The organism is Stenotrophomonas sp. STEN021, from assembly GCF_056760175.1.
The window spans coordinates 1-23752 of record NZ_JBRREH010000033.1 but is presented as its reverse complement, the minus strand read 5'-3'; the positions used below and the strand labels follow the sequence as shown (position 1 = coordinate 23752).

The 23752-nt window shown below is 64.0% G+C and carries 18 protein-coding genes, 3 tRNA genes and 1 riboswitch; of the genes, 18 read left to right on the top strand and 3 right to left on the bottom strand.

The genetic code is table 11. The features are described 5' to 3' along the window. The first annotated feature begins 25 nt into the window (after nt 1-25). The 18 genes from infB to ACVOL0_RS09120 all read left to right on the top strand — a co-directional run bounded on the left by infB (nt 26) and on the right by ACVOL0_RS09120 (nt 19288). The gene (infB, locus tag ACVOL0_RS09205; RefSeq protein ID WP_481548831.1) at nt 26-2650 is read left to right on the top strand and encodes a translation initiation factor IF-2; all 2625 of its coding nucleotides are present in this window, start codon (nt 26-28) and stop codon (nt 2648-2650) included. Nucleotides 2651-2820: 170 nt separating this feature from the next. Further along, on the top strand, nt 2821-3210 hold the full coding sequence (gene rbfA / locus ACVOL0_RS09200) for a 30S ribosome-binding factor RbfA (protein ID WP_481548830.1): 390 nt from the start codon (nt 2821-2823) through the stop codon (nt 3208-3210). Nucleotides 3211-3321: 111 nt separating this feature from the next. After that, the gene (gene truB / locus ACVOL0_RS09195; RefSeq protein ID WP_481548829.1) at nt 3322-4233 is read left to right on the top strand and encodes a tRNA pseudouridine(55) synthase TruB; all 912 of its coding nucleotides are present in this window, start codon (nt 3322-3324) and stop codon (nt 4231-4233) included. Between the two features lie 182 nt (nt 4234-4415). After that, on the top strand, nt 4416-4676 hold the full coding sequence (gene rpsO / locus ACVOL0_RS09190; RefSeq protein ID WP_057626688.1) for a 30S ribosomal protein S15: 261 nt from the start codon (nt 4416-4418) through the stop codon (nt 4674-4676). Between the two features lie 145 nt (nt 4677-4821). Further along, nucleotides 4822-6930 (top strand): polyribonucleotide nucleotidyltransferase, encoded by a 2109-nt coding sequence (pnp, locus tag ACVOL0_RS09185; RefSeq protein WP_313173610.1) that lies wholly within the window; start codon nt 4822-4824, stop codon nt 6928-6930. Between the two features lie 517 nt (nt 6931-7447). Beyond that, on the top strand, nt 7448-9862 hold the full coding sequence (locus ACVOL0_RS09180) for a DNA internalization-related competence protein ComEC/Rec2 (RefSeq protein ID WP_481548828.1): 2415 nt from the start codon (nt 7448-7450) through the stop codon (nt 9860-9862). 3 nt (nt 9863-9865) lie between these two features. Beyond that, on the top strand, nt 9866-10528 hold the full coding sequence (locus tag ACVOL0_RS09175) for a MotA/TolQ/ExbB proton channel family protein (protein WP_282270584.1): 663 nt from the start codon (nt 9866-9868) through the stop codon (nt 10526-10528). 4 nt (nt 10529-10532) lie between these two features. Next, complete coding sequence (locus ACVOL0_RS09170) at nt 10533-10955, top strand: ExbD/TolR family protein (protein WP_481548827.1); 423 nt, start codon at nt 10533-10535, stop codon at nt 10953-10955. Further along, a complete protein-coding gene (msbA, locus tag ACVOL0_RS09165) occupies nt 10952-12697 on the top strand; it encodes a lipid A export permease/ATP-binding protein MsbA (protein WP_481548826.1) in 1746 nt (581 codons plus the stop codon). Before ACVOL0_RS09170 ends, msbA begins: the two co-directional genes overlap by 4 nt. Further along, a complete protein-coding gene (gene lpxK / locus ACVOL0_RS09160) occupies nt 12697-13719 on the top strand; it encodes a tetraacyldisaccharide 4'-kinase (RefSeq protein ID WP_481548825.1) in 1023 nt (340 codons plus the stop codon). The genes msbA and lpxK overlap by 1 nt, the downstream gene beginning before the upstream one ends. Before the next feature lie 36 nt (nt 13720-13755). Beyond that, nucleotides 13756-14529 (top strand): 3-deoxy-manno-octulosonate cytidylyltransferase, encoded by a 774-nt coding sequence (gene kdsB / locus ACVOL0_RS09155; RefSeq protein WP_481548824.1) that lies wholly within the window; start codon nt 13756-13758, stop codon nt 14527-14529. Continuing rightward, nucleotides 14526-15017 (top strand): low molecular weight protein-tyrosine-phosphatase, encoded by a 492-nt coding sequence (locus ACVOL0_RS09150; RefSeq protein WP_481548823.1) that lies wholly within the window; start codon nt 14526-14528, stop codon nt 15015-15017. The genes kdsB and ACVOL0_RS09150 overlap by 4 nt, the downstream gene beginning before the upstream one ends. Beyond that, entirely contained in the window at nt 15014-16429 is a 1416-nt protein-coding gene (locus tag ACVOL0_RS09145; RefSeq protein WP_481548822.1) for a hypothetical protein, read from the top strand. Before ACVOL0_RS09150 ends, ACVOL0_RS09145 begins: the two co-directional genes overlap by 4 nt. Further along, nucleotides 16426-18273, top strand: a complete 1848-nt coding sequence (gene uvrC / locus ACVOL0_RS09140) for an excinuclease ABC subunit UvrC (RefSeq protein ID WP_481548821.1) — start codon at nt 16426-16428, stop codon at nt 18271-18273. The genes ACVOL0_RS09145 and uvrC overlap by 4 nt, the downstream gene beginning before the upstream one ends. A 7-nt stretch (nt 18274-18280) precedes the next feature. Continuing rightward, the gene (gene pgsA, locus ACVOL0_RS09135; protein ID WP_481548820.1) at nt 18281-18895 is read left to right on the top strand and encodes a CDP-diacylglycerol--glycerol-3-phosphate 3-phosphatidyltransferase; all 615 of its coding nucleotides are present in this window, start codon (nt 18281-18283) and stop codon (nt 18893-18895) included. A 48-nt stretch (nt 18896-18943) separates the two neighbouring features. Continuing rightward, a tRNA-Gly gene (locus ACVOL0_RS09130) sits at nt 18944-19019 on the top strand. A 60-nt stretch (nt 19020-19079) separates the two neighbouring features. Then, nucleotides 19080-19155 (top strand) — tRNA-Gly (locus ACVOL0_RS09125). A gap of 57 nt (nt 19156-19212) precedes the next feature. Next, nucleotides 19213-19288, top strand: a tRNA-Gly gene (locus ACVOL0_RS09120). Nucleotides 19289-19421: 133 nt separating this feature from the next. Here the strand turns inward: ACVOL0_RS09120 and pnuC are convergent. The 3 genes from pnuC to ACVOL0_RS09105 all read right to left on the bottom strand — a co-directional run bounded on the left by pnuC (nt 19422) and on the right by ACVOL0_RS09105 (nt 23534). Further along, entirely contained in the window at nt 19422-20018 is a 597-nt protein-coding gene (gene pnuC, locus ACVOL0_RS09115; RefSeq protein ID WP_481548819.1) for a nicotinamide riboside transporter PnuC, read from the bottom strand. Beyond that, the gene (locus ACVOL0_RS09110; RefSeq protein ID WP_481548818.1) at nt 20015-22189 is read right to left on the bottom strand and encodes a TonB-dependent siderophore receptor; all 2175 of its coding nucleotides are present in this window, start codon (nt 22187-22189) and stop codon (nt 20015-20017) included. Before ACVOL0_RS09110 ends, pnuC begins: the two co-directional genes overlap by 4 nt. Before the next feature lie 69 nt (nt 22190-22258). Next, nucleotides 22259-22354, bottom strand: a riboswitch (TPP riboswitch). Nucleotides 22355-22397: 43 nt separating this feature from the next. Further along, on the bottom strand, nt 22398-23534 hold the full coding sequence (locus ACVOL0_RS09105) for a phosphotransferase enzyme family protein (protein ID WP_481548817.1): 1137 nt from the start codon (nt 23532-23534) through the stop codon (nt 22398-22400). Nucleotides 23535-23752: the final 218 nt, after the last annotated feature.

The window sequence follows — 23752 nt, the reverse complement described above, 5'->3', positions numbered from 1 at the left end:
GCGCAAACAAGATCATAGGATCCGAATGTCGCAGCAAACCACCATCCGCAAGCTCGCCGAACTGGTCAACACGCCGGTCGAGAAACTGCTTGAACAGCTGTCCCAGGCCGGGATGAAGTTCAGCGGTCCCGACCAGGTCGTGACCAGTACCGAGAAAGTGAAGCTGCTTGGCTTCCTCCGCCGTTCGCATGGCAAGGAAGAGCAGCCGGTCGAAGACGCCGAAGCCGCAGCCAAGAAGATCACCCTGAATCGCCGCAAGCATCAGGAAGTGACCGTCAATGCTGGCCGCAGCAAGACCACCGTCAATGTGGAAGTGCGCCAGAAGCGCACCTACACCAAGCCGGAAGGTGGCAAACCTGCGATGACGCCGGACGAAGAGCGTGCGGACATCCTGCGCAAGCTCGAAGAGTCGCGTCAGCGCAATCTCGACGAGCAGCGCATGCTGGCCGAGAAGGATCGCGCTCGCGACGAAAGCATCGCTGCCAAAAAGGCTGCTGAGGAGGCTGAAGCCGCGCGCATTGAGGCTGAGAAGGCTGCTGCTGAAGCCGCCGCCAAGGCCGCTGCTGCAAAGCCGGCACCCGAAGTTGAAGCGCCGGCGCCGCGCGCCGCACGCCCGGCCGCTGCTGCACCGGCCCGCGCGCCTGCCCGCGAAGAGCGTGGCAACAACGCCAATGCCAATGCAAAGTCGGGCAAGCGCAACGAAGGTGGGGATGGCAACCGTTTCGGCGGCCAGCTGCACCTGTCGGCCTCTGATCGTGCCCGTCGCGGCAACAGCAGCAACACGAATTCGCGCGGTCGTCCAGGTGCGCGTGCACCGCAGGGCCGCCGTGGCAATGACGCAGCGCGTAGCGGTGGCGGCAGCCATGCCTTCGAACGTCCGACCGCACCGGTGGTGCGTGAAGTCGCCGTTGGCGACACCATCACCGTCGCCGATCTGGCGCAGAAGCTCGCGCTCAAGGGTGGCGAGGTGGTGAAGGCGCTGTTCAAGATGGGCGTGATGGCGACCATCACCCAGTCGATCGACCACGACACCGCTGCACTGGTTGTCGAGGAGCTCGGCCACAAGGTGGTACGTGCCAGTGACAACGACGCCGAAGACGCGCTGCTGGCCATCAGCGATGCTGATGAGCGTGTAGCCGTGCCGCGTGCGCCGGTGGTGACCATCATGGGTCACGTCGATCATGGCAAGACCTCGCTGCTGGATTACATCCGCCGCACCAAGGTTGCCAACGGTGAGGCCGGCGGCATTACCCAGCACATCGGTGCGTATCACGTGACCACGCCGAAGGGTGTGATCAGCTTCCTCGATACCCCAGGCCACGCCGCGTTCACCTCGATGCGTGCCCGCGGTGCGCAGCTGACCGATATCGTGGTGGTGGTGGTTGCCGCCGACGATGGCGTGATGCCGCAGACCAAGGAAGCCATCCAGCATGCCCGCGCCGCGAACGCGCCGATCGTGGTGGCAATCAACAAGATCGACAAGGCTTCGGCCGACCCGATGCGCGTCAAGAACGAACTGCTTGCTGAGCAGGTCGTGGCCGAAGATTTCGGTGGTGACGTGCAGATGGTGGAAATCTCGGCCAAGACCGGCTTGGGCATCGACGACCTGCTGGATGCGATTTCGCTGCAGGCCGAAGTGCTTGAACTCAAGGCCGTGGCTGACGGCCGCGCCAGTGGTGTGGTCATCGAATCTTCGCTGGACAAGGGCCGTGGCCCGGTCGCGACGGTGCTGGTGCAGCAGGGCGTCCTGAAGAAGGGCGACTATCTGGTGTGCGGCATTCAGTATGGCCGCGTGCGTGCGCTGTTCGACGAAACCGGTAGCCAGGTCGGCGAAGCCGGCCCGTCGATTCCGGTGCAGGTGCTGGGTCTGTCCGGTGTGCCGGAAGCTGGCGACGACTTCGTTGTGGTTGAAGACGAGCGTCTGGCCAAGGACGTTGCACAGACCCGTGAAACCAAGCGCCGCGAATCGCGCCTGGTCGCCACTGCGGGTAGCCGCATGGAAGACATCATGGCGCAGCTGGGCAAGGGCGAAGGCCAACAGGTGTTGAACCTGTTGATCAAGGCTGACGTGCAGGGTTCGGTGCAGGCACTGAGCCAGGCGCTGGTCGCACTGTCCAACGACGACATCCGCATCAACGTGATCCACTCCGGCGTTGGCGGCATCACCGAGTCGGACGCCAACTCGGCCGTGGCTTCCAAGGCCACCGTCATCGGCTTCAACGTGCGTGCGGATGCTTCGGCACGTCGCATCATTGAATCCAACGGCGTTGACCTGCGTTACTTCTCGATCATCTATGACGTGATCGACCAGGTGAAGCAGGTGGCTTCCGGTCTGCTCGGCGTGGAAATCCGCGAAGAGATCATCGGTATCGCCCAGGTCCGCGACGTGTTCCGCAGCTCCAAGTTCGGCGCGGTTGCAGGCTGCATGATCATCGAAGGCGTGGTGAAGCGGAACAAGCCGATCCGCGTGCTGCGCGACAGCGTGGTGGTGTTCGAAGGCGAGCTGGAATCGCTGCGTCGCTTCAAGGAAAACGTCGAAGAAGTTCGCAACGGTACCGAGTGCGGTATCGGCGTGAAGGCCTACAACGACGTCAAGCCGGGCGACCAGATCGAGTGCTTCGAACGTATCGAAGTGCCGCGCACGCTGTAACGGCTGCGATCGAGGTGTCGGGAGTCGGGATTCGCTGAGGCGGGTCCTGACGAGCGGAACCTCCAGCAGCCGGATCGGGGAATCGCGAGTTGTGGCCGTGAATGCGGCTGCAGCGGGTGGTTCCCTTCCGGTTTCATTGAAATTCACTCTTTATTGCTGATACTTGCCTGATGCCTAAGACTTTCCATCGTACCGACCGTGTTTCTGCACAGATCCGCCGTGATCTGGGCACGCTGGTGCATGCTGCCGTGCGTGAATTCGGCCTGCCTTCGGTCAGTGTGTCGGACGTGGAAGTCACCCGTGACATGGCCCATGCCAAGATCTTCGTGACCGCGCTGATGCCGGAACGTGCGGACGAGGCGATGAAGGGGCTGCGTGAGCTGACGGTTGAGCTGCGTATGTCGCTGGCCAAGGCGATGAAGTTGCGGCACGTGCCGGAACTGCATTTCCACTACGACGATTCGGTCGACCGTGGTGAGCGCATCGACAATCTGCTGCGCGACCTGGTGCCGCCGGCGGAGCCTGAGGCCGACGCCGACAAAGGCACCGATAAAGAGTAACCGCAGCAGCCCGAAAGGGCTGTTGTCATGTCTGGCCTGCGCATTGGCGCAGGCGGCGTTCCCGTTTCTGCCCGGTGTGCCGAATGCACGCCAGCCTGCCTATGGTGTTGCATGCGTCCCCGAATCCAATTCCGCCGCCTGGACGGCATCGTTCTGCTCGACAAGCCGGCCGGCATGAGCTCCAACACGGCGCTGCAGGTTGCGCGTCGTCTGTTCCGCGCCGAAAAGGGTGGCCATACCGGCAGCCTTGATCCGCTGGCCACCGGTCTGTTGCCGCTGTGCTTTGGCGAGGCGACCAAGATCGCAGGGTTGTTGCTGGGCTCGGCCAAGGCCTATGACGCTGAGATCAAGCTGGGCAGTACCACGGATACCGATGATGCCGATGGTGCGGTGCTGCGCGAGCGGCCGGTGCCTGAATTCAGTGATGCGCAGTTGCAGGCGGCCTTGGCCAGCCTGACGGGCACCATCGTGCAGCGTGCGCCGATCTATTCGGCATTGAAGCAGGGCGGTGAACCGCTGTATGCCAAGGCCCGTCGCGGCGAGGCCATCGAAGCGCCCGAGCGTAAAGTGCAGGTGCAGGCAATCGAAGTGCTGGCCCGTGAGGGCGAGTGTCTGTCGTTGCGCGTGACCTGTGGCTCGGGCACCTATATCCGCAGCATCGCCCGCGACCTCGGCGAACTGCTGGGCTGTGGCGCGCATGTCACCGCGCTGCGCCGGTTGTGGGTAGAGCCGTTCATGACGCCGAAGATGATTGGCCTGGATGCGCTGCGCGCGGTGGCTGAATCCGGTGACGAAGCCGCCTTGCTTGACTGGCTGCTGCCGATCGAACAGGGCTTGAGCCAGTTCGCCCGGGTCGAGCTGGATGCTGCCCAGGCGGCCCGGTTCTGCCTGGGTCAGCGCCTGCGCAATCCGGCCTGGCCGATTGGCCTGGTGGTGGTTTATGGCGAAGGTGGCCAACCGCTGGGCCTGGGCCAGGTGGAAGAGGGCGGGCGGCTGGGCCCGCAGCGCCGCTTCAATCTCTGAACGGGCAACGGCGGACAGTACCTTCAAGGGCACTCCCGCCTTGTCCCGGATGGTTGTGACCGTTACAATTTTGCGGCCCTTGAAAGGGCAACTGTCCGCATCAGTGGGCAGCCTATTAATCGGCGAGCTGCGCGGTGCGTCATGTGACGTTCCTGCCGGCCCCGCATCTGAAGAGAAAAACCATGTCGATCGACACCCAGAAAGTCATTGAAGAAAACAAGCGCGGCGCTGCTGATACCGGCTCCCCGGAAGTCCAGGTCGCCCTGCTGACCGCTCGCATTGAACTGCTGACCGGCCACTTCAAGGAACACAAGAAGGATCACCACAGCCGCCGTGGTCTGCTGCAGATGGTCAACCGCCGCCGTAGCCTGCTCGACTACCTGAAGAACAAGGATGTCGCACGCTATAAAGCATTGATCGAAAAGCTCGGCCTGCGCCGCTAATCGATATCCGCCGCGGCGCAGCGATGCGCCGCGGCTTTGTTTTAAGCGCTTCAAAATCGTAGTAGACGGCCGGAACCGCCCGGCCAGCCGCTGCCAGCATGGGTTGGCATCGGACCAATCTAAGAAAGCATTTCAAGGATCCCCCGTGGCAAAAATCACCAAAACCTTCCAGTACGGCAAACACACCGTCACGCTTGAGACCGGCGAAATCGCCCGTCAGGCCGGCGGCGCAGTCATCGTCAAGATGGACGACACCGTGTTGCTGGTCACTGCCGTCGCCGCCAAGAGCGCGCGCGAAGGCCAGGACTTCTTCCCGCTGACCGTCGATTACCAGGAAAAGTTCTACGCCGGTGGCCGTATCCCGGGTGGCTTCTTCAAGCGTGAAGGCCGTGCGACCGAAAAAGAGACGCTGATTTCGCGCCTGATCGATCGTCCGATCCGTCCGCTGTTCCCGGAAGACTACAAGAACGAAGTGCAGATCATCGCCACGGTGATGTCGCTGAACCCGGAAGTGGACGGCGACATCGCCGCCCTGATCGGTGCTTCGGCCGCACTGTCGCTGGCTGGCACCCCGTTCAAGGGCCCGATCGGTGCTGCCAAGGTCGGTTACAAGGACGGCCAGTACATCCTCAACCCGACCGTGTCGGAGCTGAAGGAATCGCAGCTGGAGCTGGTGGTCGCTGGTACCGCCAATGCCGTGCTGATGGTGGAATCCGAAGCCGCACTGTTGTCGGAAGACGTGATGCTGGGCGCCGTGACCTTCGGTCACCGCGAGATGCAGAAGGTCATCAACGCGATCAACGAGCTGACCGTTGAAGCCGGCACCAAGCCGAGCGACTGGGTTGCCCCGGCCAAGAACACCGCGCTGATCAGCGCCCTGCAGGAAGCCGTCGGCGGCAAGCTCGGCGAAGCCTTCCAGGTGCGTGACAAGCTGCAGCGTCGTGACGCCATCTCGGCGATCAAGAAGGACGTGGTCGAGACCCTGGCTGGCCGCGTTGCCGCTGAAGGTTGGAACCCGGCCGAGCTGTCGAAGGAGTTCGGCGAGCTGGAATACAGCACCATGCGTAACGCGGTGCTGGACACCAAGGTCCGCATCGACGGCCGTGCGCTGGACACCGTCCGCCCGATCGCGGTGAAGACCGGCGTGCTGCCGCGAACCCATGGCTCCTCGCTGTTCACCCGTGGTGAAACGCAGGCCATCGTGACCATCACCCTGGGCACCGCCCGTGATGGCCAGGTGATCGACGCCGTTGCCGGTGAGTACAAGGAAAACTTCCTGTTCCATTACAACTTCCCGCCCTACTCGGTCGGTGAGTGCGGTCGTTTCGGTGCGCCGAAGCGTCGTGAAATCGGCCACGGCCGTCTGGCCAAGCGTGGTGTGCTGGCGGTGATGCCGTCGCTGGAAGCCTTCCCGTACACCATTCGCGTGGTGTCGGAAATCACTGAATCCAACGGCTCCTCGTCGATGGCTTCGGTCTGTGGTTCCTCGCTGGCCCTGATGGACGCCGGCGTGCCGGTCAAGTCGCCGGTTGCCGGTATCGCCATGGGCCTGGTCAAGGAAGGCGAGCGTTTCGTCGTCCTGTCCGACATCCTGGGTGACGAAGATCACCTGGGCGACATGGACTTCAAGGTCGCTGGTACCGCCGAGGGCATCTCTGCCCTGCAGATGGATATCAAGATCGAAGGCATCACCGAAGAGATCATGAAGCAGGCACTGCAGCAGGCCAAGGCTGGCCGTCTGCACATCCTGGGTGAAATGGCCCATGGCCTGACCTCGCCGCGCGCCGAGCTGTCGGATTACGCGCCGCGTCTGCTGACCATCAAGATCCACCCGGACAAGATCCGCGAAGTGATCGGCAAGGGTGGTTCCACCATCCAGGCCATCACCAAGGAAACCGGCACCCAGATCGACATCCAGGACGATGGCACCATCACCATCGCTTCGGTGAACAACGCCGCTGCCCAGGCCGCCAAGGCCCGCATCGAGCAGATCACCTCGGACGTCGAGCCGGGCCGCATCTACGAAGGCAAGGTCGCCAAGATCATGGACTTCGGTGCATTCGTCACCATCCTGCCGGGCAAGGACGGTCTGGTCCACGTGTCGCAGATCTCCAGCGACCGCGTCGAGAAGGTTGGCGACGTGCTGAAGGAAGGCGATGTGGTCAAGGTCAAGGTGCTGGAAGTCGACAAGCAGGGCCGTATCCGCCTGTCGATGAAGGCCGTTGAAGAAGGCGAGGGCACCCCGGCCGAGTAAGGCTGTGGTGGTTTATCGCTGAGAAGAAAAGCGGGCCTCGTGCCCGCTTTTCTTTTGCCCGGAAAACAGCAACGGATCAGCGATGTAGTGCCGAGCCATGCTTGGCAAGGGCCTTTCAGGTTTTGTAGGAGCGGCATCAGCCGCGAAGGTGATAGTCGATCAGATCGCAGGCATGGCCGGCGCTTCTTTGCTGCCAGCTTCGCGGCTGACGCCGTTCCCACAGGGTGTGGCGCGGGAGCGCCGTAGTGCCGAGTCATGCTCGACAGGGGCCTTCCCGGTAATCCCTCGGGTTTTGCAGGAGCGGCATAAGCCAGATTGCAGGCATGGCCGTTGTTTCATTGCTGCCAGCTTCGCGGCTGATGCCGCTCCTACAGGGCTGTTGCGGGCCTGCCCCAGCGCAGCATTGCTGCGCTCTACATTAGGCGCCCACTATCCCTGATCCGCCATCACCCGCTTCTGCCTATGGCGTGCGAACACCAGCCTGCCAGCATTCCTCAAGGCGCAAGCGGGGGTGGATATGGCAACTCAGCGAAGTGCAGGCAACGCGATACAACATCACCCAAACGTCGCCTTCGCCGGAAAGGCGGTGGCCGCGTGTTTTCTGGCCGGTATCTGCATGGCTGTTCTGGCGCCGGCGTTACCTCCGGCGTTGCTGTGCTGGGCAGCATTGTTGGCAGGCCTGCTGTTGTGGCTCGCAGCCCCACACTGGCGCTGGCTGGGTGCGTTGCTGGCCGGCTTGGGCTGGACTTGCCTGCATGCAGGTTGGGGCCTGGACCAGCAGCTGGCCGTTCACAGGGAGGCGCAGGAAGTCATGCTGACTGGCGTTGTAAGCAGCCTTCCCCAGCATGAGTTCCGCCGTACCCGCTTTCAACTGCGCCTGGATGCAAGCACCGATCTGGCGACGGATCTGCGCGGTCAGACGGTACAGGTGTCCTGGTACGACGATTTCGGTGCGACCGAACCCGGTCCGCGAATGCAGGTGCACGCGGGTGAACGTTGGCGATTGAACCTGCGTCTGCGTGCGCCACGCGGACTGGTCAACCCCGGTGGCTTCGACGCCGAGCGACACGCCTTGGCGCAGGGCCTTGCCGCCAGCGCGGTCGTGCGCCAATCGCCTGCACCGCAACGGTTGGCGACAGCTGCTGGACTGGGGGCATGGCGCGAGCGCATGGCCGCGCGGATCGCAGCGCAGGTGCCGGCTGCGTCTTCGCGCTATGTGCAGGCGCTGGCGCTAGGCGATACACGCGGTCTCGGCGAAGGCGATTGGCAGGTGCTGCGCGCGACCGGCTTGACCCATCTGATCGCGATCTCGGGCTTTCATGTCGGCATGGTCGCACTGTGCACGGCGTGGTTGGTGGCAGGGCTCTGGCGCTTGCTGCCTTGGTGCGGTCGCTATTGTCCGCGCCCGCAAGCTGTGGCCACTGGTGCGTTGCTCGGGGCAACGACGTATGCGGCGGTGGCTGGGTTCGGCTTGCCAACCGTGCGCACCGTGCTGATGGTTGCGGTGGTGGTGCTGGCAAGGCTTGGTCGCAGGCCGGTCGATGTTGCCGGCGCTTTGGCGTTGGCCGCCTTGGCCGTACTTTGGCTGGCGCCATTGTCGGTGTTGACCGCTGGCTTCTGGCTCAGCTTCGCCGGGGTGGCGTGGTTGCTATGGTGTCTGCCCGAGCGCACACATTGGCTGCGCGGGTTCTTGTCGGCGCAACGTGTTGCGACGCTGGGCCTGTTGCCGCTGACGGTGATGCTGTTCGGTCAGGCCTCGGCGATCGGTCCGCTGGCCAACCTGGTCGCAATTCCCTGGTGGAGTCTGGTGGTGGTGCCGCTGGCGCTTGTCGGTACTGCACTGGAGGCGATGTGCAGTGGCGCCGGCGGCGTAGCCTGGCGGGCCTCGGCATGGTGCTTCGATCTGAGTTGGCCGCTGTTCCAGATGCTGGGTAGTGGTGGCTATTCATTGTGGTGGCTGCCCGAGCCGGTGTGGTTTGCCTTGCCCTTGGCTCTGTTGGCTGCAATGTGGCTGTTGCTGCCGGCTGGGGTGCCGGGCAAGTGCCTGGCGGTACTGCTGTGGTTGCCGCTGTGCCTGCCATGGCGTGACAGGCCCGAGTGGGGGGAGTTCGAGCTGGTTGCGCTGGATGTGGGGCAGGGGTTGGCAGTGCTGCTGCGCACCGGCCATCACGCCTTGCTGTTTGATACCGGGCCGGCGGTAGCTGACGGCTTTGATGCCGGCGAGCGGGTGGTGGTGCCTGCATTGCGTGCTTTGGGCGTGCCGCGCCTGGATCGGGTAGTGGTCAGCCATGGCGATCATGATCATGCCGGTGGGTTGGCGGCGGTGCAGGGCGTTCTGCCTCCTGCGCAGGTGTTGATGCCGCCGGGGCTGGCCTTGGGTGCTGGTGCCGAATCGACCTGCCTGGCAGGTCAGAACTGGCAATGGGATGGGGTACTGTTTGAATTTCTGCACCCCACACCGGGTTTTCCCTATCTGGGGAATGAGTCCAGCTGCGTGCTGCGGGTGCAGGGCGCATATGGAACGGCCTTGTTGACCGGCGACATTGGCGAGGTCATCGAGCAGCGCCTGCTCAAACAGGCGCCGGCAAAGCTGCGTGCTGATGTGGTGCTGGTCGCCCACCATGGCAGCGGCGGCTCTTCCAGCCCCGGTTTTGTCGCGGCAACCGACGCGCGTCTGGCGTTGATCTCCAACGGTCATGGCAATCGCTTCGGTCACCCGCGCCAGGATGTGGTGGCGCGCTGGCAGCGTTCCGGGGCCGAGGTGCTGAACACGGCCGGGAGCGGGGCGCTGCAGGTATGGCTGGGCAGGGAGGGTTTACAGCTGCGGGAGCGCAGAATCTGGCGTTCAAGGCTATGGGACGCCGCTGAGCGGGTGCGGGCGGCTGCTATCCTATCTGACATCAAATACGCGGCCACGGCGCCGGAGGGTTGAAACGTGTGGGAATTGGTCAAAGCCGGCGGATGGCCGATGGTGCCGTTGCTGTTGTTGGGCGTGCTGGCGTTGGCGATCGTCCTGGAGCGTTTCTGGAGTCTGCGCCGCAACGAAGTACTGCCGCCGGGGCTGGGCCAGGAGGTCCGCAACTGGGCCGCGCGCGGCAAGCTGGATGCCTCGCATATTGATTCCCTGCGCGCCAACTCACCGCTGGGTGCGTTGCTTGCGGCCGCGCTTGAGGCACGTAACCGCCCGCGTGACCAGATCCGCGAGCGCATCGAAGACACTGGCCGCCATCTGGTACATCGGATGGGGCGTTTCCTCAATGCCTTGGGCACCATTGCCTCCGCAGGCCCGCTGCTGGGCCTGCTGGGCACGGTGGTCGGCATGATCCAGATGTTCCTGGGCATCCTCGATCACGGCGTTGGCGATGTGGGGCAGCTTGCTGGCGGCATCGGCAAGGCATTGGTGTGTACCGCAACCGGCATGATGGTCGCGATCCCGGCGTTGATGTTCCATCGCTACTTCCGTGGCCTGATCGATGGCTATGTGATCGAGATGGAGCAGGAAGCCAGTGCGCTGTTGGACGCACTTGATGGTCGTCCGGCAGTAATGGCAGCCAGCAAGGCTGCCGCGCCGCGCCCGGCGGCAACCGAGAAGGCCTGAGCCCATGCGGATTGGTAGCAATCGCACCCAGGATGAGCCGCATATCGATCTGGTGCCGTTGATCGATGTGATCCTGGTATTGATCATTTTCTTTGTGGTCACCACCACCTTCGATGCGCGCTCCACGCTGCAGGTGCAGTTACCCACGGCCAGCGACCAGAAGACCAGCGCGCCGCAGAGTTCGCTGAGCGTGCTGGTCAATGCCGATGGCCGTTACTTCGTCAACGATCAGGAAGTGCTGCGCACCGACATCGAGTCGCTGAAGCAGATCATCGCGCAACTGGCCGGTGCCGACCGTGAGCAAAGCGTCTTGCTGCGCGCTGACGCACGCACGCCCTACCAGGCTGTAGTCACCGCGCAGGATGCCTTGGGTCAACTCGGTTTTCGCCGGATCGCGATTGCAACCGCACCGGAAACCAAACAATGAGTGATAACGATTCGGCCTGGCAGGTCTACAGACGTCTGCTGGGCTTTGCCAAGCCCTATCGGCCGCTGTTGTTGATGGCCGGCCTGGGCATGTTGATCGAGGCTGGTGCGGGCAGTGGCTTCCTGATCCTGATGAGCCCGATCACCAATAGTCTGGTGAATCCGAAGGACATCAACCAGTGGATGCCGTTGGCCGTCATCGGGTTGTTCCTGTTGCGCGGTGTCGCCGGTTATCTGACTGATATGGGCATGGGCAAGGCCGCGCGCAGCATTGCCCGTGATTTCCGGGTGCTGGTGCTGGGCAAGTACCTGCGCCTGCCAGGGCAGCGTTTCGACTCCGAGCCAGTGCCATCGATGTTGGTGCGGCTGGGCTCGGACAGCGACCAGGTGGCGCAGGCGGCGATTGATGCGATGAAGGTAGTGCTGCAGCAATCGCTGCAGGCGCTGGGTTCGCTGGCGGTGATGTTGTACTACAGCTGGCAAGTGACGCTTGCGATCTTCGTGCTGGCGCCGCCACTGGCCTGGGTGATGAACATGGTGGCCAAGCGCTACCGGCGTATCAGCCACCGCATCCAGGAAAGCGGTGCTGATCTCCTGCAGGCTGCGGACCAAGCGCTGTCCAGCCATCAGGAAGTGAAGATCTACGGTGCGCAACCGGCTGAGCTGGATCGTTATACCGGCTTGGCCAATACCAATCTGCGGCTGGCGATGAAGGTTGAGGCGACGCGCAGTATTTCGTCGAGCATGGTGCAGTTGATCGGCGCGGTCGGCTTGGCTGCACTCTTGCTTATTGCGGGCCATGAAGCAGCTGCGGGGCGTTTGACGGTAGGCGACTTTGTTGGCCTGCTGATGGCGATGCTGGCGATCATTCCGGCGCTCAAGCAGCTGACCAACGTGCAGAACATGACCCAGCGTGGCATCGCCTCGGCGCAACGCCTGTTCCATGTGCTTGACGCCAAAGACGAAGTGGATGCGGGCAATCTGCCGCTCCAGCGCGCCAGAGGCCTGTTGGAGTTCCGGCACGTCACTGCCCGCTATACGGGCCAGGCCAAGCCGGCACTGGAAGACATCAGTTTCATCGCCAAGCCAGGCACGGTCACCGCCATCGTTGGCCGTTCGGGCAGTGGCAAGTCGACCCTGATCAAGCTGATTCCGCGTTTCTATGAAATCGAGGCTGGCGAAATCCTGCTCGATGGCCATCCGCTGCAGGACTACAAGCTGGCCGATCTGCGCCGGCAGATCGCATTGGTTGGCCAGCAGGTCACCTTGTTCAATGGCAGCATTGCCGAGAACGTCGCCTATGGCGAACTGCAGCAGCGCAGCACCGAGCAGTTGCAGCGGGCGATCGATGGGGCAAATGCCAGCGAGTTCGTCGAGCAGCTGCCGCAGGGCGTGGATGCACCGGTCGGGGCAAAGGGCGGTCGCCTGTCCGGGGGCCAGCGCCAGCGTCTGGCGATTGCCCGCGCAATGCTCAAGGACGCGCCGATCCTGATCCTGGACGAAGCCACCGCTGCGCTGGACAACGAGTCCGAGCGGTTGGTGCAGGACGCACTGCAGAAGTTGATGCCCGATCGCACCACGCTGGTCATTGCCCATCGCCTGTCCACCATCGAACACGCCGATCAGGTGCTGGTGATGGACCAGGGGCGCATTGTCGAGCGCGGCACCCATGCCGAATTGCTGGCAATGGGTGGCTTGTACGAACACCTGCATAGCATGCAGTTCCGCGACAGGCAGGAATGATGGCCAAGCAAGGACCGCAAACGCCCGCCTACTGGTATGGCGATGCGCCGGTGCCGTTGCCGGCGCGGTTGTTGGCACCACTGTATGGTGCGGTAACCGGTCTGCGCCGCAGTCTGTACCGCCGTGGCTGGCTACGCGCCCGGCAGGTGCCGCTGCCGGTGATCGTGATTGGCAACATCACCGCCGGTGGTACCGGCAAGACGCCGTTGACCATCGAGCTGGTCAATCGCCTGCGTGCAGCGGGCTGGAAGCCCGGTGTTGCCAGCCGCGGCTACGGTCGTGATCAGGCCGATACGGCGCGCTGGGTCACCGCCGATATGGACGTGGGCCTGGGCGGCGATGAGCCGGTGCTGATTGCCTGGAAAACCGGCGTACCGGTACGGGTGGACAAGGATCGGGTTGCCGCGGCCAAGGCCTTGCTGGACGCTGGCTGCGATGTGGTGGTCTGCGATGATGGTCTGCAGCATTACCGGCTGGCGCGCGATATCGAAATCGAGGTGGTGGATGCAGTGCGCCGCTATGGCAACGGGCGGTTGCTGCCGGCCGGCCCGCTGCGTGAACCGGTCTCGCGTGCTGCGCATTGCGACTTCCGGGTGGTCAATCTTGGGCAGACCAGTGATGCGACCATCCCCACGGAGGACTCGGGCTTTGGCGAATGGGCGATGCGTTTGTCCATCGATGTCGCACGGCCGCTGAAGGGCGGCCGCGACAAGCCTCTGCGGGCATTTGCCGGGCTGCGTGTGCACGCGGTGGCAGGTATCGCCAATCCGCAGCGGTTCTTCCAGATGCTGCGCGCGCGCGATATCGGCGTGGTGCCGCATGCCTTTGCCGACCATCATCGTTACACGCCGGAGGATCTTTCCTTCGGTAGCGAGTTGCCGGTATTGATGACCGAAAAAGACGCCGTCAAATGCCAGCGTTTCGCTACGGCTTGGCATTACGCGGTGCCGTTGCAGGCCGAGTTGCCGGCGGCATTCTGGGTAGCCTTGCTGGACCGCCTGGGTAAGCTTTCCCGCGGCTGAGGGCTGCCGTTGTCGAGCGTGTTGAAAGGAGTTCAGATGAGCGTTGTTCCCGAATTCGTTGTAGCCATTCCAGCCCGCTATGCTTCCACCCGCTTGCCGGGCAAGCCCTTGGCGCTGATCGCCGGGGAGCCGATGGTGCTGCACGTGGCGCGCCGAGCGCTGGCCGCCGGTGCCCGCGAGGTCTGGGTGGCAACCGATGATGCGCGCATCGCGCAGGCGGTGGCGGGGCTGCCCGGCATTCATGTGGCGATGACCGATCCTGCACATGCCTCCGGTACCGACCGTCTGGCCGAATGCGCGCGGCAGGCCGGTTGGGCCGACGATGTGATCGTGGTGAACCTGCAGGGGGATGAACCCTTCGCCCCTGCCGCGGGTATCCAGGCCGTGGCAAGGATTCTGGCCGACAGCGGCGCACCGATGTCGACGCTGGCAACGCGGGTGGAGGATGCGCCGACCTTGTTTGATCCCAATGTGGTCAAGCTCGTACGGACCTCGCAGGGTGATGCCCTGTACTTCAGCCGTGCGCCGATTCCGTGGCACCGCGATGGCTTTGCCAGCAGTCGCGATGTGCTTCCTGCAGGGCAGTGGCTGCGGCATATCGGTATCTACGGTTACCGGGCCGGTTTCCTGCAGCAGTTTGCCGCCATGCCGCCCGGTAATCTGGAGCAGATCGAATCGCTGGAGCAGCTGCGGGTGCTGGAGGCTGGTTTCCGCATTGCGGTGGCCTTGTCACCGGCGCCGTTCCCGCCGGGAATCGATACCCCGGAAGACCTGCATCGCGCCGAGGCGCAGATGAGGGCGGTGCAGTGAAGTTGCTGGTGGTCTGCCTGGGCAATATCTGCCGCTCGCCGATGGGCGAAGGAGCCCTGCGTGCACGGATTGCCGAAGCAGGACTGGGCAGTTGGGTGCAGGTCGACTCGGCCGGTACTTCGGGCTATTGGCATGCTGGCCGCAGTCCCGATCCACGTGCTGTTGCCTGCGCGCGCCAGCGCGGCGTGGACATAGCGGCTCAGCGCGCCCGCCAGCTGTTGGCCGAGGACTTCGAGGAATACGACCTGATCCTGTGCGCTGATGGCGACAATCTGCGCGACGCCCGGGAGCTGGCGCCGGCTGGGTTCGAGGCGCGTGCGGTATTGTGGCTGCCGTGGGCGGGCATTGACGGGGCCGATGTGGTGCCGGACCCCTATTACGGTGACGTGGCAGATTTCGAACACAGCTGGGCACTGCTCGATACTGCGGCCCAGGCCACAGTGCGTCGCCTGTCGCGGCGCGATGACTCCGGCATAATCCCTGCATGAACGACAACCGCGTAACGGAACTGCCTACGTCCGCTATCTGGCTGAACGCTGCGCCTGCAACCCTGCAGGACATGCGCGGCCGCCCGCTGGTGCTGGCCTTCGTCAACGGCGCGTCTGTTTGGTGCATGCAGCGGCTGGCCGAGGTCATGCGCTGGCAGGCACGCAATCCCGGCCGGGTGCAGCTGCTGGTGGTGCAGGTGCCGCGCTTCGAATTCGAGCGCGAGCCGCAACATGCGCTGAAATTGCTGCGCCGCCAGGGCATCAGTGCGCCCATCGTGCTGGATGCGCAATGGGACGCCTGGCGCCGCTTCGAGGTGCAGTCCTGGCCAACCTTGCTGATGCTCGATGCCTATGGGCAGGAGCAGGAACGCCTGGTCGGCGCAGCTGGCGACCTGGAGCGGGCCTTGAACAGCCTGGGCGAAGGCGTGATGCGTGCGCTGGACGACGACGGCTACGGCATCCGTGAGATCAACGCCGAGCCGCGCCTGCCGCTGCTGTTCCCGGCTGGCCTGGTGGCAACGGCCGACCGCCTGTATGTGGCCGACACCGGCCATCATCGGATTCTCGAGTGCAACCATGCTGGCCGGGTGCTGCGTCAGTTCGGTCTGGGCAGCGCCGACCTGATCAATGGCGGCACCGGCGAGGCGGCCTTCAATCGCCCGCAGGGTTTGGCCCTGGTGCGCGAAATACTGTATGTAGCCGACACCGGCAACCACGCCTTGCGCAGTATCAATCTGGTCAGCGGCCAGGTGGACACCTTGTGTGGCAACGGTCGTGCCGGTGATCCGCGTGCCGGCGTGTTGGCCCAGCCCTGGGACAGCCCGCTCAATCACCCGGCGGCAGTTGCGGTGGCCGACAACCAGGTCCATATCGCGATGGCCGGTGACAACCACATCTGGAGCTATGACCTGGGCAGTCGCGAGCTGCGCTGGCGGGCCGGTGCCGGCGCGGCGGAAGTGCGCGATGGCAGCGGTCATCTGGCGGCATTTGCACAGCCCAGCAGCCTGGTCGCAGTCCAGCAGGCGCTGTATGTCTGCGACGCCTTGGGCTCGGCTATCCGTTCGGTGCAACTGCGTGGTGACCTGGTGCAGACCCTGGTCGGGCAGGGGCCGTGGGAGTCGGGTAATGTTGATGGCCCGCGCTTGCGTGCACGCCTGCAGTACCCGCTGGGCCTGGCAATGGGGCCGGATTCGCCGCTGTTGTGGATTGCCGATGCAGGCAATGGCTCGCTGCGTACCCTGCGCCTGGGTGGTGGTGATCTGTCCACGGTCAATCTGCCCCGGCGTCTGCATGGCCCGACCGCGTTGGCGGTGGCCGCCGGCGCAATCTGGATTGCCGAGGCCGACGCGCACGCCGTACTGCGCTTTGATCCACTCAGCGGCGAACTGAGTGAAGTGCCGATTGAAGGATGACCGACGTCGTTGCCAATGAGTTCGATGGCAAGGCCTTCGCGGCGGCGCTGAGTACCGCGCCTGGTGTATACCGGATGTACGCTGCCGACGACACCTTGCTGTACGTGGGCAAGGCCGGTGCGCTGCGCAAGCGCGTAGGCAGCTATTTCAACGGCTCGCCGAAGAGCCGGCGCATCATGATGATGCTGTCGCAGGTGGCGCGGATGGATGTCACCGTGACCCGCACCGAGGCCGAAGCACTGCTGCTGGAAAACCAGCTGATCAAGTCGCTGAACCCGCGTTACAACGTTTCGCTGCGTGATGACAAAACCTATCCGCAGGTGTTGCTGACCCGCGAGCAATGGCCACGGATCGCCCTGCATCGCGGTCCGCGTGCGGTGCCCGGGCGCTATTACGGGCCGTATCCGGGCGTCGGCGCGGTGCGTGAAACGCTGAACCTGATGCACAAACTGTTCAAACTGCGCAGCTGTGAGGACAGCGTGTTCCGCAACCGCTCGCGGCCCTGCCTGCAGTACCAGATTGGTCGTTGCAGCGCGCCCTGCGTGGAACTGGTGCCACAGGCCGAGTACGACGAATCGGTGCGGCGCGCGGCGATGTTCCTGGAGGGCAAGAGTGACCAGCTCGCCGACGAATTGATGCAGGCCATGCAGCAGGCCAGTGACACGCTGGAGTTCGAGCGTGCCGCGCGGTTGCGTGATCTGGTCGCTTCGTTGCGCAGCATGCAGAACCGCCAGTATGTCGATGGCCGCGCCGCCGATCTGGACGTGCTGGCCTGCGCAACCCAGGGCGCCAGTGCCTGCGTGATGCTGCTGGCCTTCCGTGATGGCCGCAATCTCGGTACGCGCGCGTTCTTCCCGCGCACCAACGGCGAGGACAGTGCCGAAGAGGTGCTGGCCGCGTTTGTCTCGCAGTACTACGTCGAACATGAGCCGCCAGCTGAAGTGCTGCTGGATCGGCAGATTCCGGATGCGGAGATGATCGAGGCCGCGCTGAGTGCATCGGCCGAGCGCAAGGTGGCCCTGAAGTGGAACGTGCGTGGCGAACGCGCGGGATACGTGGAACTGGCAAGTCGCAACGCACAGATCACGCTGGTCGCCGAGATGGACAGTGCCGGCGCGCAGCAGGCACGCAGCGAAGCGGTGCGCGAGATGCTGGGCCTGGCCGAGCCGGTCAAGCGCGTGGAGTGTTTCGATATCAGTCACACCATGGGTGAGGCCACGGTGGCCTCGTGCGTAGTGTTCGATGCTGCCGGCCCGGTGCGCGCGCAGTACCGTCGCTACAACATCAGCGGCATCGAGCCGGGCGACGATTACGCCGCCATGCGCCAGGCCATCGACCGGCGTTTCCGCCGCGTAGTGGAAGAGGGTGGGGTGCTGCCAGACGTATTGCTGATCGACGGCGGCGCCGGACAGTTGGCACAGGCACAGGCAGCGCTGGCTGACCTGGGCGTGGAAGGGGTGATGCTGGTCGGCGTGGCCAAGGGCGTGGAGCGCCGTGCCGGCCACGAAGCGCTGGTGCTGCCTGATGGGCGCGAGCTGCGCCCTGGCGCCGCGTCACCGGCGCTGCAGTTCATCCAGCAGGTGCGTGACGAGGCTCATCGCTTCGCCATTACCGGTCATCGTGGGCGTCGCCAGAAGGCGCGCATGACCAGCAAACTCGAAGATATTCCCGGCATCGGTCCACGTCGGCGCGCCAGCCTGCTCAAGCATTTTGGCGGTATTGCCGGTTTGAAGGCGGCTGGTGAGGCTGAAATCGCCCGCGTGGAAGGCATCAATGCCGCCCTTGCTGCACGTATCTACGCTAACCTTCATGGTCTGTCGGTACCCGATCCGGCGGCGGAGTAATGCTGTAATGAAATTGACCATCCCCACCTGGCTGACATTGCTGCGGATCATGATGATCCCGGTGCTGGTGCTGGTGTTCTATCTGCCCTATGCATGGACAAATTTCGCCTCGGCGGCGATTTTCGGCCTGGCGGCGATCACCGATTGGCTGGATGGCTGGGTGGCGCGCAAGTACGAGCAGCATTCGGCATTCGGTGCGTTCCTGGATCCGGTGGCGGACAAGTTGATGGTGGCAGTGGCCTTGTTCCTGATCGTGCAGGGGCACCCGACGCCGTGGATGGCGTTCTGGGCGGCGGTGATCGTCGGCCGTGAAATCGCGGTGTCGGCATTGCGCGAGTGGATGGCCGAGATTGGTCAGCGCGCCAAGGTGCGGGTGGCGATGATCGGCAAGGTCAAGACCACTGCACAGATGGTGGCGCTGCTGTGCCTGCTGTACTCGGTGTCGCCCAATACCTCGTACAAAACCATCTGGATGGGCGAGCCGGTTTTCCACATCGGTGACTGGATGTTGGCCATCGCCGCTTTGCTGACTCTGGTGTCTGCGCTGCAGTACCTGCGTGCGGCCTGGCCGAGCCTGCGTGAAGACGAAAAGGCCGCGCGCAATAGTGCAGTCAAAAAGTGAACAGGCTGTTGACACCGTGGCCAATGCATGTAGAATTTCGCCTCCCAAGCGGGAATAGCTCAGTTGGTAGAGCGCAACCTTGCCAAGGTTGAGGTCGCGAGTTCGAGTCTCGTTTCCCGCTCCAGTTTCAAACATCGCTCCATGTTTACTCGTGGTTTGATGCGTAAATAGATGTAGCAAGCCTGCGGGAATAGCTCAGTTGGTAGAGCGCAACCTTGCCAAGGTTGAGGTCGCGAGTTCGAGTCTCGTTTCCCGCTCCAGTCTTGCGATCCATCTCGAATGTCGGTTCTCTGTTTCGCAGGTGCTGCATTCAATCCGCGGGAATAGCTCAGTTGGTAGAGCGCAACCTTGCCAAGGTTGAGGTCGCGAGTTCGAGTCTCGTTTCCCGCTCCAGATAATGACCAGCAGATTCCATGTGATATCTGCAGGTAAAGAAAAGCCCCTGACGGGGCTTTTTTGTTGTCCGCGATTTACCTTCAGCCAGCTGCTGCCGACATCGGCGGCAGCTGGCAATGCGTGACGCTGCTCAGCGCGCGCCGTGCGCTGCAGGTTCCGCAGCGGTGGTGTGGGCCGCTGCACTCCATGCACGCAACCCGATCACGGCAAGACCGAGGAAGAACACGTACAGCGCCGCGGTCACATGCAGTGACTTGAACAGATACGCGCCTACGTACACCACGTCGACCACGATCCATAGCCACCAGGTGGCGGTGTGGCGGCGTGCCTGCCACCACTGCGCGACCAGGCTCAATCCGGTCAGCATCGCGTCCAGCCACGGCAGTGATGCATCGGTGAAGCTGTGCATGCCGGCACCGAGCGCGATGCCACCAAGCAGGCCGATGCCCAGGTCACGCAGCATCTTGCTGCGTGACAAGGGCACGATGCGCACGCTGCCTTCGTCGGCGGCGTGCCGTCGCCAGTTGATCCAGCCGTAGACGAGGAAGACAGCAAATGCGAGCTGCAGCAGCGTGTCCGAATACAATTTGGCTTCGGCGAACACCAGCGCATACAGCGCTACCGACAACAGGCCGACCGGCCAGGCGACCATTCGCCGTTGCGCCATCAACCAGACGCCAAGGATGCTGCATAGCGCGGCCGACCATTCGAGCGTGGTGCTGCTCACAGCGCGATGCTCACCGATAGGCGTGCCTGACGCGGTGCGCCCGGGAACAGGTAGTAGTCGCCCAGGCTGCTGCCGGTGTCGCGCCAGTAGAAGCGGTTGAACAGATTGTCCACCGACAGGTTCCAGCTCACTGCGTGGCCTTGCAGCTGGTGCTTGAAGCGCAGCCCGGCGTCGAACACGTTGTAGCTCGGTGCGCGTACCGCACCATCAGCGCGCGCGGTATTGGCAGATGCGTAGCGCCAGCCGCCGGTAAGATCCAGCCCTTCAACGAAGGGCAGTGCATAGCTCAGGTGCACGCTGGCCCGCAGCTTGGGTACGTTGACCAGTTGGTGGCCTTCGTAGCTCGGCGTGCCGGTGTCGCGCGCACGTGCCTGCAATACGCTGGCGCTGGCGACGATCTGCAACGCATCGGTGAGCTGGCCGTTGGCGGTCAGTTCCAGGCCGGCGTGGGCCTGCTTGCCTTCCTCTACGAAGGTATAGCCGACGTCGCTGCCATCGGGCTTAGCGTACTGATAAGGCTGAGTGGTACGGAACAGTGCCGCGCCCAGGGTCAGCTGCTCGCTGCTGGAATACTTCACGCCGATTTCGAGCTGGCGCGACTGCACTGCCGGCAGGAAGGTGTCGGCGTTGGCGGTCCAGAACGGTGCTTCCTGGCCCAGCGAGATGCCTTCGACGTAGCTGGCGTAGGCATTGATGCTGTCGCTGGCCTTCCACATCACCGCAGTCTGCGGCAGGAAGCGCGATAGGCGGCTGCGGCGTTGTGGGTTGCCACGCTTGTCGTAGGCGCGTTCGTCCAGACGCACGTAGCGGCCGCCGGCCAGCCACTGCCAGTCTTCATTGAGCTGGATGCGGTCCAGTGCGAATACAGCGGTCTGGCGGCTGTCCAGGCGACGTGCGGACGCGCTAGGTATCAGCGGCGAGGGCTCGAACACGGGTAGCTGCTTGTCGTGGATATTGACCGTGCCGACGTATTCGTTGACGTTGCGGCGCTTGTCCACGGTGCGGCGGAACTGGTCGGCACCCATGGTCAGCTGATGGCCGATGTTGCCGGTGTTGAAGCTGCCGCGCAGCTCGGCGCGCAGCTCCTGGTTGCGACGGGTATCGTCCGGGCTGCGGTAGTCGTAGATGTCGTAGTCGCCGTTGGGGGCGAAGTAGTTGCCGGGTACGCTGCCATCGGCGCATTGCGCGGCGTAGTAGCAGCCGTAGGCGAATGCGACGTTGTCATCGATCACCGTGTGGCTGTGGCTGAGGGCAACGCGTGACTGCCAATTGGCGTTGAAATCATAGGTGTGCAGCGCGGTGATGTTGGTGCTGGCGATGCCCACCGGCTTCTGCCACGGCTGATAGCCAAGTAACTGTTCACGGTCCACGCTGGTCGGCAGTTCCCGTCCGCCCAGCAGCTGGTAGCCGGAGGCCGAACGCTGCGCGCTGGTCTGGTAGTTGGCATCCACTTCGAGCTTGCCGCGCTCACCGATCAGCCAGTCGGTCGCCAGCGAATAGAAGTTGCGGCGGCCATCGGCATGTTCGATGTAGGAACTGCTGTCGTCCCAGGCTGCGTTGAAGCGCAGGCCGATGCGCGGGGTCAGCCAATGGCCGACGTCGATGGCGGCGTAGCGCGAGCCTTCGTTGTCGGTACCCAAGGTGACGGTGCGTACTTCGGCTGGCCGCTTGCCGACGTAGTTGATGATGCCGCCTGGCGCCATCACGCCGGCCGCCAGGCCAGCTTCGCCCTTGAGGACTTCAACGGCCTGCAGATTCTCCAGTGCCAGCCGCTGTTCGCCGGCGATCGACATGCCGTTGAAACGGTAGCCGGTGGCCGTGTCCAGCGCGAAGCCGCGGATGGCGACATTCTGGTAATAGCCGACCGGGGCGTAGGCATCGCCCAGCGAAGCGTCATTGCTGGCCAGCTCGGACAGTGAGCGCACCTGCTGGTGGTCGAGGAAGTCGCGGTCCAGCACGTTCATCGATGCCGGCGTGCTTTTCCAGTCGCCGCTGCCGAAGCTGTTGACGCGGGGGTTGTCCGCTTCCGGCTGACGGGCCTGCACGCGTACGGCGGCAAGCTCGGTCGGCGAGTGTGCGGCAGCGGCATCAAGGCCGGTGTCGCTGGCGTACAGCGGCAGGGCGGTGCTCAGGGCGAGAGACAACAGCGTGGGGCGCAGGCAGCGGTTCATTCGATTCGTCTTCAGGCAACAAGGGAGACGAAGCGAAGGCGCGCATGCGCAGCGCCAATGACGGCGCTACGGCTGCTGCTCAAAGCTCCCTACGCCGGTGCAAACCGGATCAGGTTCCAAGGGACTCTCTCAGCCTGGCAACGCCAGGCACCCCCGCTTCAGGGACGCATTTCACTACAAATGCGAACGATTTGCGAGTCGGGCCGCTTCAGGCGGCCGCGTGCAGGGCCTGCAGCAGGGCTTGGCCGGGAGGGCTGGCGAACCACTCGGGGTGGCCAAGCATGAATGGCTGCCAGGCGACATCGGCATTTGCGGTGGAGCCGGTGACACCTTCGAAATACTCGACTTCGGACAGTGCAAAGTCGAAATGCACCATTGGCAGCAGGTCGGCCAGCAGGTGTACCCGTTCGGCAGACAAGGGCAACACCTCGCGGTAGCCGTCGAGCAGGGCCAATGCGATATCGATACGTACCGCCTCGGCGCCGCGCTCCAGCTCCAGCCAGGCCACGGCGTTGCGTTCGATGGCGGTGGCCAGATCGAACAGGGCGCTGGTGGGAGAAGCCAGGCCGAAATCGAGCACGCTGCTGACCTGCATCGCGTTGTCGCCGTGGCCCCACAGCAGGTTGGAGACATGCCAGTCGTTGTGGGCCCACAACGGCGGCTCGGCCTGCAGCCGCGCTGCCAGTCCGGTGTGCCAGGGCAGGACGCTGCGCTGCAGTTGTTGCTCCCAGGGAATGCGCGACAGGTAGCGGGCAAGACCGGGTCGATTGCGCAGGTCGGTCTTGAGCGCCGTGATGGGGTCTTCTGCGCGGATCAACTCATCACGTGCGACCAGCAGGTGGGTGCTGCGCTGGGGGGCCTGATAACTGGCGGAGGCGCGGTGCACGGTGGCCAGCATGCGGCCGGCGGCTTGCGCGCGTTCGATTTCGGTCAGCAGCGTCCACGAAGGGGCATCCCGGTACAGGTCCTGGCCATCGGCTACGGCATGCAGCTCGTAGGTCCAGTCGCCGTGCTCAATGGCAGTCTGGCCATCGTGGCCATGCAGGAGCTGGGCAACCGGCAGCCCTGCCTTGGCGAGGTGGGTGATGAACTGATGCTCTTCCAGCAGGCAGGCGGCACTGCGCACCCGTCGGTGGTGCCGTTTGATGAAGATATTGCCGTGTGGGCCGGCGGCGATGGCGGCGGCCGACATCGGTCGCGGGCTGTGCCATAGCAGCGTGCTGCCTGGGGCCAACTGCGGGTAGCGATCATTCAGCCAGGCAAGCTCGGTCGCATTGATGGCAGGCCAGTCGGCAGCCACTTCATCATTGTTGAGGCCTTGCACGCGGTGTGATTGCGGGGTCATCAGGACAGGCTGGGGCAGGTGATGCGAGGGAGGCGCGATGGTACGCCAGCCCCGCCAAGGCTGCTCAATGTAGTGCTGAGCCATGCTCGGCAGGGGCTTCACCAGTAAAGCCAGCCGGTAGTGGGGGGGGGGGGGGGGGGGGGGGGGGGGGGGGGGGGGCGGGGGGGGGGGCGGGGCGGGGGGGGGGGTGTGCGCGGGGAGGGGGGCCGGGGGGGGGG